The organism is Candidatus Erwinia dacicola, assembly GCF_001756855.1.
In the GTDB taxonomy this organism is placed as follows: Bacteria; Pseudomonadota; Gammaproteobacteria; order Enterobacterales; family Enterobacteriaceae; genus Erwinia; species Erwinia dacicola.
In genome coordinates, this window is the sequence record NZ_MAYS01000473.1 from 1 (window position 1) to 2,212 (window position 2,212).

Genomic DNA, 2,212 nt, shown 5'->3' on the forward strand with positions numbered 1-2,212 from the left:
TACAGATAAGCCCAGCGTCCGTTGACCTTCACGTAGGTTTCATCGAGATGCCATGAGCCAAAACCGGAAGGTTGACGCCAGTACCAGCGCCGCCGCTTTTCCATTTCAGGTGCAGAACGCTGAACCCATCGATAAATCGTGGTGTGATCGACATTTACCCCTCGCTCAGCCAGCATCTCCTGCAGCTCACGATAACTGATGCCATATTTGCAGTACCAGCGGACGGCCCACAGGATAATATGACACTCAAAATGTCGACCTTTAAATGGGTTCATGTGCTGCTCCTTCAACTAAACAGTGGCATCAGTTTACCATCGCCAGATCTTTGCAACAGTGCCATCTACAATGGGTGCAAGAAGACACTCGCAAACGTTTGCCTGCACTGTTAGAATTGCGGCGCTTTATTTTTCCACCACACCAACCGCAAACCGCGTGGGGATTCGCAGTGACCGATAAAACCTCTCTCAGCTATAAAGACGCCGGCGTAGATATCGATGCGGGTAATGCTTTAGTTGACCGTATCAAAGGCGTAGTTAAAAAGACTCATCGCCCGGAAGTGATGGGTGGACTGGGCGGTTTCGGTGCGCTTTGTGCACTGCCGCAAAAATACCGCGAACCAATTCTGGTTTCTGGCACTGACGGCGTCGGCACCAAGCTGCGTCTGGCGATGGACCTGAAACGCCACGATACCATCGGTATCGACCTAGTCGCGATGTGCGTTAACGATCTGGTGGTTCAGGGAGCTGAGCCCCTGTTTTTCCTTGATTATTATGCCACCGGCAAACTAGATGTGGACACCGCAGCCAGCATCATCACCGGCATCGCTGAAGGCTGTTTACAGTCTAGCTGTGCGCTGGTAGGCGGCGAAACCGCTGAAATGCCGGGCATGTACCACGGTGAAGATTACGACATAGCAGGCTTCTGCGTCGGTGTAGTTGAAAAATCCGAAATCATCGACGGCAGCAAAGTGACCGATGGCGACGTGCTGATTGCCCTAGGTTCCAGCGGCCCGCACTCTAACGGCTACTCGCTGGTGCGTAAGATTCTGGAAGTCAGCAACACTGACCCGGAAACCATGCAGTTGGAAGGTAAATCACTCTCTGACCACCTGCTAGCACCGACCCACATCTATGTGAAAAATATCCTGAGCCTGATCGAACAGGTTGATGTTCACGCCATTGCGCACCTGACCGGCGGCGGCTTCTGGGAAAATATCCCGCGCGTCCTGCCGGATAACACCCAAGCTGTGCTCGTAGAGTCAAGCTGGGAGTGGCCAGCGGTGTTTGGCTGGATGCAGCAGACGGGTAACGTCAGCAGCTTTGAAATGTACCGCACCTTCAACTGCGGTGTTGGCATGGTGATCGCGCTGAGCGCGGCTGAAGCCGATAAAGCCGTACAGCTGATGAACGATGCAGGCGAGAAAGCGTGGAAAATCGGCATGATCAAAGCCTCTGACTCTGAAGAACGTGTGGTTATTAACGCATGAAGCGCATAGTCGTGCTGGTTTCCGGTAATGGAAGCAATCTACAGGCAATCTTGGACGCCTGCCAGCAGGGACGGATCAACGGCAGCGTCGCTGCCGTTTTCAGCAACAAAGCCGAGGCTTTTGGGCTAAAACGCGCGCGTGCAGCAGAAGTTCCGGCGCACGCGCTGGCGGCGGCGCAGTTTGCTGATCGAGCTGCGTTTGACCATCAGCTGATGCTGGAGATCGATGCCTATGCGCCCGATCTGGTAGTACTAGCCGGCTGTATGCGTATTCTCAGCGCCGAATTTGTCCAGCGCTACGCCGGACGGATGCTGAATATCCACCCTTCCTTGCTACCAAAATATCCCGGTCTGCACACCCATCGCCAGGCGATTGAAAACGGCGATGAAGAGCACGGCACCTCGGTGCATTTTGTCACCGAAGAGCTGGACGGCGGTCCGGTGATTTTGCAGGCGAAAGTGCCGGTATTCAGCGACGACAGCGAAGAGGATGTCACGGCGCGCGTACAGCATCAGGAACACGCGATCTACCCGTTGGTAGTGAGCTGGTTTGTTGATGACCGCCTGACGATGCGCCAAGGTGCTGCATGGCTGGACGGGCAGCAACTGCCTGTTGAAGGACATGCATTCGAATAAGCATTTGCGGGTTGACCGGAAAAAAAGTCGCCCCCTGATGTATCTCCAGAAATGACTTCCATTGCGAAACGTCCGCTAAACGGTATGAGCT

The 2,212-nt window shown here is 54.2% G+C and carries 3 protein-coding genes; 2 read left to right on the forward strand and 1 reads right to left on the reverse strand.

Going from position 1 to position 2,212, the window contains the following annotated elements; translation table 11 throughout:
• Positions 1-275 (reverse strand): IS6 family transposase (locus BBW68_RS12495; RefSeq protein ID WP_148127486.1); only part of this gene is annotated, 275 nt, incomplete at its 3' end.
• Positions 276-445: 170 nt separating this feature from the next.
• Here BBW68_RS12495 and purM point away from each other — a divergent pair.
• Positions 446-1,486: a phosphoribosylformylglycinamidine cyclo-ligase gene (gene purM, locus BBW68_RS12500; protein ID WP_070135613.1), complete on the forward strand. Its 1,041-nt coding sequence runs from the start codon at positions 446-448 to the stop codon at positions 1,484-1,486.
• Positions 1,483-2,121 carry a phosphoribosylglycinamide formyltransferase gene (gene purN, locus BBW68_RS12505; RefSeq protein WP_070135614.1) on the forward strand — a complete coding sequence of 213 codons (639 nt, stop codon included), beginning with the start codon at positions 1,483-1,485 and terminating at the stop codon, positions 2,119-2,121. The genes purM and purN overlap by 4 nt, the downstream gene beginning before the upstream one ends.
• The last annotated feature ends 91 nt before the right edge of the window (positions 2,122-2,212 follow it).

What these genes read in the sequence shown, in the direction of transcription:
- purN (WP_070135614.1), top strand. Translation starts at nt 1,483, where the DNA reads ATGAAGCGCATAGTCGTGCTGGTTTCCGGTAATGGAAGCAATCTACAG.